Source organism: uncultured Agitococcus sp. (genome assembly GCF_937920075.1).
Taxonomy (GTDB): domain Bacteria; phylum Pseudomonadota; class Gammaproteobacteria; order Pseudomonadales; family Moraxellaceae; genus Agitococcus.
Genome location: NZ_CALETI010000337.1, coordinates 1 through 6,918, shown reverse-complemented (window position 1 = coordinate 6,918; position 6,918 = coordinate 1). Strand labels below are relative to the sequence as shown.

At 39.9% G+C, this 6,918-nt stretch carries 7 protein-coding genes; 5 read left to right on the top strand and 2 right to left on the bottom strand.

The features are described from left to right. The first annotated feature begins 75 nt into the window (after positions 1-75). From Q0212_RS11760 to Q0212_RS11750, 3 genes are read left to right on the top strand one after another with little or no spacing between them, the layout of a single operon-like run. The gene (locus Q0212_RS11760; RefSeq protein ID WP_297925718.1) at positions 76-837 is read left to right on the top strand and encodes an HAD family hydrolase; all 762 of its coding nucleotides are present in this window, start codon (positions 76-78) and stop codon (positions 835-837) included. Next, positions 834-1,898, top strand: a complete 1,065-nt coding sequence (locus Q0212_RS11755; RefSeq protein ID WP_297925716.1) for a cysteine protease StiP family protein — start codon at positions 834-836, stop codon at positions 1,896-1,898. The genes Q0212_RS11760 and Q0212_RS11755 overlap by 4 nt, the downstream gene beginning before the upstream one ends. Next, positions 1,899-2,816 (top strand): HpcH/HpaI aldolase/citrate lyase family protein, encoded by a 918-nt coding sequence (locus Q0212_RS11750; RefSeq protein ID WP_297925714.1) that lies wholly within the window; start codon positions 1,899-1,901, stop codon positions 2,814-2,816. A 22-nt stretch (positions 2,817-2,838) separates the two neighbouring features. Here Q0212_RS11750 and Q0212_RS11745 read toward each other — a convergent pair whose 3' ends face one another. Together Q0212_RS11745 and Q0212_RS11740 are read right to left on the bottom strand one after the other, a co-directional pair. Then, positions 2,839-4,116 (bottom strand): HlyC/CorC family transporter, encoded by a 1,278-nt coding sequence (locus tag Q0212_RS11745; RefSeq protein WP_297925712.1) that lies wholly within the window; start codon positions 4,114-4,116, stop codon positions 2,839-2,841. Positions 4,117-4,198: 82 nt separating this feature from the next. After that, entirely contained in the window at positions 4,199-5,011 is an 813-nt protein-coding gene (locus Q0212_RS11740; RefSeq protein ID WP_297925709.1) for an inner membrane protein YpjD, read from the bottom strand. A 254-nt stretch (positions 5,012-5,265) separates the two neighbouring features. On the opposite strand from Q0212_RS11740, the gene ffh reads away from it, so the two are divergent. Next, positions 5,266-6,717, top strand: a complete 1,452-nt coding sequence (gene ffh, locus Q0212_RS11735; protein WP_297925708.1) for a signal recognition particle protein — start codon at positions 5,266-5,268, stop codon at positions 6,715-6,717. Further along, entirely contained in the window at positions 6,714-6,890 is a 177-nt protein-coding gene (locus Q0212_RS11730; RefSeq protein ID WP_297925705.1) for a hypothetical protein, read from the top strand. Before ffh ends, Q0212_RS11730 begins: the two co-directional genes overlap by 4 nt. Positions 6,891-6,918 lie beyond the last annotated feature (28 nt).

The following is a 6,918-nucleotide window of genomic DNA, read 5'->3' as shown; positions in this document are numbered from 1 at the left end:
CAGCATCGTGACGATAAGCAGCAGCAATGGTCGATCAAACATTGTTAGCAGAATTAAAGGCACAGGTGATAGTTGATGATTAAACCTCTATTTTTAATGGATTTAGATGACACCTTGTTGCAAACGGCACGCAAAATGCCTGCTGATATGCCAAGACAAGTCGCTGCCCTAGATAAACATGGACAGCCTTTAAGTTTTACGAATCCCAAACAACAAGCTTTTATTGATTGGTTGTTGGCTTGTGCCGATGTTGTGCCTGTCACTGCACGTAGTGTGGATGCTTTTAAACGAGTGCAAATTCCTTTTAAGCAAGGAGCAATTTGTGCACACGGAGCTGTGATCTTACAAGCCAATGGTGAATTGGATAAAAATTGGCATGCTTTAATGCAACAACGTTTAAATCCTTATTTAAATTTGTTAGAAGATATTCAAAAAACTTTAGCCAGTATCGGTCAGCAACTTAATTTAACTTTAAGAACATGGTTGGTTGAGGAGCAAGGCTTAGCGTGTTATGCCTTAGCCAAACAAAGTGGTCATCACGATCAGGTATTGGCTGATGTTGAACAAAAACTAAAACAACAGTTTGATTTAAAAGATTTTTATATTCATCGAAACGCTAACAATTTAGCAATTTTGCCTAAAGTATTGCATAAACAATTTGCCGTTGAATATTGGGTACAACAGGATGAAAAACATCATGGCCAACGACCTATTTTGGGTTTTGGTGATAGTTTGAGCGATATGGGTTTTTTAAAAGTTTGTGATTGGTGGGCAACCCCCAAACAAGGACAATTAGCCCATGCGGTGTATGACTGGCTCAAGGAGCCACAATCATGACACATTTTTCGGGTAGCTATTTAGCCTCTGATGTCCACTTTTTATTGCAAATATTAACCATACCTACCGTTGATATTGCCGAAAAAGAGCGGCTGATTCAAACAGGACAAAAACATTATTCACAGATGCTTAGTGAAGAGCCACGGCCTTCGCCATTGCATCATCAACTCTATCAACAAGCATTAAACCAAGGTGCGTTACGTGTAGCTCAAGAAATTAACGCCTTAGCACAAACATTAGCTAAACATGCCTATCAACGACAAATTACCTTAGTTTCGTTTGTACGAGCAGGCTTACCGATTGCCATTTTATTAAAGCGAGCCTTAGCACGCCATGCCATACAAGTGCAACATTATGGTATTAGCATTATTCGTGATAAAGGTTTAGACCATGCTGCAATGGCGTACATCTTGGCTAATCATCATCCTGACAGCATTTTTTTTGTCGATGGTTGGACGGGCAAGGGAGCGATTGCTCAAGAGTTGGTGCAGAGTTTATTGGCCTATCCACTGCTAAAAAATCGTTTAATTACCTTAGCCGACCCTTGTGGCAAAGCATGGTTAGCGGCTTCGGCTGATGATTGGTTAATTCCATCGGGCGTATTAGGCGCAAGTATTTCGGGTTTGGTATCGCGTTCGGTGCTGACGGAGCAAGGTTTTCATGGTTGTATGTTGTGTCCACATTTAGCTGATGTCGATGTGAGCCAAGAGTTTATTGAACAAATAGATCATGTAGTCCAAAAAACTACCATTGTACACAACACCATTGCACCGTGGACGAGTGAACAAGCTCAACAATTACAACAGCAAAGCCAAGAAGTCATTAAACAGTTTGCTCAGCAATATCAAGTGACTAACATTAATCGTATTAAAGTGGGTATTGCTGAAGCAACAAGAGCTGTGATGCGACGTGTGCCTGAAAAAGTGTTAGTTCGCAGCTATCAAGATCCTGATGTGGCTTTGTTGTTACATTTGGCAAAACAAACAGGCGTTGAGATTGAAGAAGCAGGCCACGATTTAGGTCAATATCGCGCTTTAACATTAATTAGGAGTATGCGTTAAATGGAAAAACTATCCCCTTATGCCTTGGGCGCAACCCTGTATATGCCTGCCACGCGTAATGATTTATTGGCGGTGGTGTGTGGTGAAAAAATTCCGCAATTACGCTCTTTGGTGATTTGTTTGGAAGATGCGGTTGCTGAGCATGATGTTGAGTTTGCCCTTAATAATTTACAAAGATTGTTATTAGATTTATCGCGGATTGAGCGTTATAAAGACGCGCCGTTAGTGTTTGTGCGGCCACGACATTTAAATATGGCCAAGCAGTTGGTGGACTGGCCATTAATGTCTTTAATTGATGGCTTGGTATTACCCAAATTTACCCTGCATGATGTAGCGATTTGGCAACACCTTTTACAAGGTACCAGTTTACGAGTGATGCCCACCTTAGAAAGTAAAGAAGTGTTTGACGCTCAAGCGATGAGTGAATTAGCGGATGCTTTACAAAAAGATTTAGCCAATAGAGTATTGGTGTTAAGAATTGGTGGTAATGATTTACTCAGTTGTTTGGGTTTAAGACGCAGTAAAAATTATACCTTGTATCAAAGTCCTGTGGGGTATGTGATAGGCATGTTGTCGGGGGTGATGGGTGCGGCAGGTTTTAGTTTAACTGCACCTGTGTGTGAATTACTCCAACAGCCAGAGTTATTGCGCCAAGAATTAGTGTTAGATATAGAACATGGTTTAGTGGGAAAAACTGCCATTCATCCCACACAAATAGCGATTATTCATCAAGCTTTACAAGTGAGTGTTGAGGATTATCAAGCGGCTAGTTTAATTCTTAATCAAAGTGCGCCTGCGGTGTTTCAACATAATGGCGCAATGTGTGAACCTGCCACCCATTACCGTTGGGCAAAGCGTATTTTAGAACGTGCTTATTGGTATGGGATGAGTGGGGCAAGTGAAAAGCTGATTGTGTGATTATTTAGGAGCTAATTGGCTTCTAAGCGACTTCTTCTAAAATTAAGCGTTTAATCTTAGCGGCTTTAATCGTATTATCACGAATTTGCATCACTTCAATATAAAAGTCTTCTAAACGTAAACCAACTACCCCATCAGGAATAATTTCTAATTGCTCCAAAATTAAACCACTAAGTGTTTTCGCGCCATCAGTGGGCAATTGCCAGTGCATAGAACGGTTAATATCACGAATGCTTAAACTACCATCCATCATAAAATAACCATCACTATGCGGCAAAATATCTTGATGGTTCTCGGCAATATTAGTGGTAAATTCACCCACAATTTCTTCTAAAATATCTTCTAAAGTGACAATGCCTTGCACTACACCATATTCATCAACCACTAGCCCCAAACGACGTTTTTGTTTTTGAAATTGTAAAAGTTGAGCCTGTAGCGGAGTGCTTTCGGGTACATAATAAGGTTCACGAATATATTGCATCATTTCACTTTTGCTTAAATTATCTTGTCCTAAAAAGCGTGTGGCATTACGCACGTGCAAAATACCCACCACATTATTTAATTCGCCTTTATAGACAGGTAAGCGGGTATGATGTGTGCCGCGTAAAATATCAATAATATCCTCAAGATTATCGTCTAAATTAATACCGACTACTTCTTGACGCGGAATCATAATGTCGTTAACGGTAATATTATCGAGTTCTAAAATACCTAAAAGCATATTGCGGTGTTTGGCAGGTAAAAACACATCCTGCAAAATCGTGTGTAACTCTTCACGGGTTAGTTTGTCTTTTTTGTCACTGCCAATTCGATTTAAACGAAATAACGCATTAGTCACTAAATTTAATAACCAAACAGCAGGATATAATACTTTGAGTAGAGTAGGCAGAATATACGAGGCAATATTGGCAACCCGTTCTGGATGATTGGCAGCAAACGTTTTGGGGCCAACTTCACCAAAAATTAATAATAAAAAGGTTAAAACGCCTGCGGCAATACCCACGCTCGTATCGTTTGAGATGCCATAACGTTGAGCTAAGACTTGGCCAATAATTGTGGCAATAGTAGCGGCTAAGGTGTTAACCGTATTATTGCCAACCAAAATTACGCCAATTAAACGATCAGGTTGACTGAGCAAGTTTAAAATGCGTTGCGCACCTTTATCACCTAATTTTGCTTTATGTTTTAAGCGATAACGATTTGCGGTCATGACGCCTGTTTCGGAGGCAGAAAAAAAAGCAGAACAAGCAATAAACAAAACTAACAGGCCAAATAACAGCCCTAAATTGGAGTCTTCCAAGTTGATAAACCTATAATAATTCGTTGCGTTAATCTAGACGATAAGACTCAATATAAGTCAAATATAATCTTGCTTAATATGTTTACACTTTTTGCAAAATCAACTCTAAAACGACTTTGCTGCCTAAAAAGCCAACAAACAAAAAGGCAAAACCTAATAAAGTAAAACGTACTGCACGTTGACCACGCCAACCTTGCCAATGATGTCCTGCTAATAACGTGCCAAAAATCAGCCATGCAAAAATCGTTAAAATGGTTTTATGAGCCACATGTTGGGCAAACATATTTTCTAAACTGATAAAACCACTAATAATGGCTAATGATAATAAACCAAACCCAAAGGCAATAAAATCAAATAAAACGGACTCCATGGTTTGTAAAGGCGGCATTAATTGAATTAACAAAGGCTTGTGTTGCTGACGGTGTTTTTTGAGACTTTTGTTTTGTATGGCCAATAAAACAGCATGAAGGGCAGCCATTAATAACACGCTATAGGCGAGAATGGATAAAATAATATGGCTTTCTGCACCTTTTGGGAGATGCGTTAAAGGCTGATAAGGTGCATGAAATATTTCTGATAACACTAAGCCAAACGCCGCCATTGGAAAGGCAAAAATACTCATGACAAATAATGGCCTATAACTACTAATCGCAATATGAATACAGGCAATAAGCCATGCAATTAAAGAAATAATATTAAACAGACCGAGGTCTAAACCCTGTGTACTATAAATATGTTGTTGAATATTAAAACCATGTAGGGGCAGAGCAATAGCGCCTAAGCTAAGTACAAAAACTTTAGAAGCCGTTTGTTTATTGACAAGGCGATAACATAAGATGCCACTTGCCACCAAATAGCAGGCAACCGCTAAAAATCCTGCAAATTGAGCAACCATAATGCCAAAGACCAATTAGAAACAGAATAAAACTAAGGTATGTCACCGAAAACACGTCGGTAACGAGCAAAAAAGACAATTATAACGACTTTTTCGATGAAACAAGAGAATAGCTATAGCATAAACTGAGCATTTTGCCTATCCTAAGCAATAATTTTTGGACTCGCTATGTTTTTGCCTCCTATTCGCAATGCATAGTTTGTAATTTTGATAAGATTTAGCCAGTAGGCTTTGAAGATAATAAGCGATTTGCCATGTTTGATAATTTAACCGAACGACTTTCCCAAAGTTTAAGAAATATTGCTGGTACAGGTACTTTAACCGAAGACAATATTAAAGATACCTTACGCGAAGTACGCATGGCTTTGTTAGAAGCTGATGTTGCGTTGTCTGTTGTCAAAGATTTTATTGAACGTATTCGTACTCAAGCTTTAGGCCATGAAGTATTACAAGCTTTATCACCTGGTCAAGCCTTTGTTAAAGTGGTGTTTGATGAATTAGTCAAAACCATGGGGGATGCAAATGAGACGTTAAATTTACATGCGTTGCCACCCGCCGTTGTGTTAATGGCAGGTTTACAAGGTGCAGGTAAAACTACGACTGTGGCTAAATTAGCCAAATATTTACAAGAACGCGAAAAGAAAAAAGTTTTAGTGGTGTCTTGTGACGTTTATCGCCCTGCTGCGATTAAACAACTCGAAACTGTGGCGAATGATGTGGGTGCAACCTTCTTCCCATCACACAAAGATCAAGATCCTGTTGCCATTGCTCAAGCCGCGATTGCTGAAGGTAAACTCAAGTTTTTTGATGTGGTGATTGTAGATACCGCAGGTCGTTTGCACGTTGATGCTGAAATGATGGGCGAAATTCAACGTTTGCATGCGGCGATTAATCCTGTTGAAACCTTGTTTGTGGTGGATGCCATGACAGGTCAAGACGCTGCCAATACTGCCAAAGCCTTTAATGACGCTTTACCATTAACAGGTGTGGTGTTAACCAAAATGGACGGTGATGCGCGTGGTGGTGCGGCTTTATCTGTAAGAATGATTACAGGCAAACCTGTTAAATTCATGGGTATTGGTGAAAAAACCGAAGCTTTAGAACCTTTCCATCCAGAGCGTATTGCCCAACGTATTTTGGGTATGGGTGACGTTTTGTCGTTGGTGGAAGAAGTTGAGCGCAAAATCGACAAAGAAAAGTCAGAAAAAATCGCTAAAAAATTGCGTAAAGGTGGCGGTTTTGACTTAGAAGATTTGTTGGTACAGTTTCAACAAATGAAAGCAATGGGCGGTATGGCCAGCTTCTTGGACAAATTACCGGGTATGAGTGGTTCACAAATGCAGCAAGCAGCGGCTGGTGGCGCACCCGAAAAAATGATGAAACAAATGGAAGCCATCATTCAATCCATGACGCCACAAGAACGTCGCAAACCCGATATTATTAATGGTTCACGTAAACGTCGTATTGCCACAGGTGCAGGTGTACAAATTCAAGATGTTAACCGTTTGTTGAAGCAACACTCACAAATGGAAAAAATGATGAAGAAATTGGCAACACCATCGGGTATTACCAAAATGATTCGTGGCATGAAAGGTTTGCAAAATAAGTTTGCCGCAGGCGGTATGGGAATGCCAAATGGTATGCAAATGCCAGATGTTGATCCTAAAGAGCTTGAGAAGTTAATGGGTAAATTGCCGAAAAAATGAAGACCAATGAACTATGGGCCAACTTAGTCTTTTGGCTAGGTTGGCCATTAGCAATTTATGTCACATGGCAGCAAGGGTATAGCCTATGGTTGGCTATCCCTGCAACGTGGTTGGCGTCTACATTTTTTGCGGTGTTTGTTTCTCGATTAATTGGCCTGTTAACTAAAAGTTAACGTGGTAAACACAACAGTAAAGCAATCA

What these genes read in the sequence shown, in the direction of transcription:
- Q0212_RS11760 (WP_297925718.1), top strand. Translation starts at nt 76, where the DNA reads ATGATTAAACCTCTATTTTTAATGGATTTAGATGACACCTTGTTGCAA.
- Q0212_RS11755 (WP_297925716.1), top strand. Translation starts at nt 834, where the DNA reads ATGACACATTTTTCGGGTAGCTATTTAGCCTCTGATGTCCACTTTTTA.
- Q0212_RS11750 (WP_297925714.1), top strand. Translation starts at nt 1,899, where the DNA reads ATGGAAAAACTATCCCCTTATGCCTTGGGCGCAACCCTGTATATGCCT.
- Q0212_RS11740 (WP_297925709.1), bottom strand. Translation starts at nt 5,011, where the DNA reads ATGGTTGCTCAATTTGCAGGATTTTTAGCGGTTGCCTGCTATTTGGTG.
- ffh (WP_297925708.1), top strand. Translation starts at nt 5,266, where the DNA reads ATGTTTGATAATTTAACCGAACGACTTTCCCAAAGTTTAAGAAATATT.
- Q0212_RS11730 (WP_297925705.1), top strand. Translation starts at nt 6,714, where the DNA reads ATGAAGACCAATGAACTATGGGCCAACTTAGTCTTTTGGCTAGGTTGG.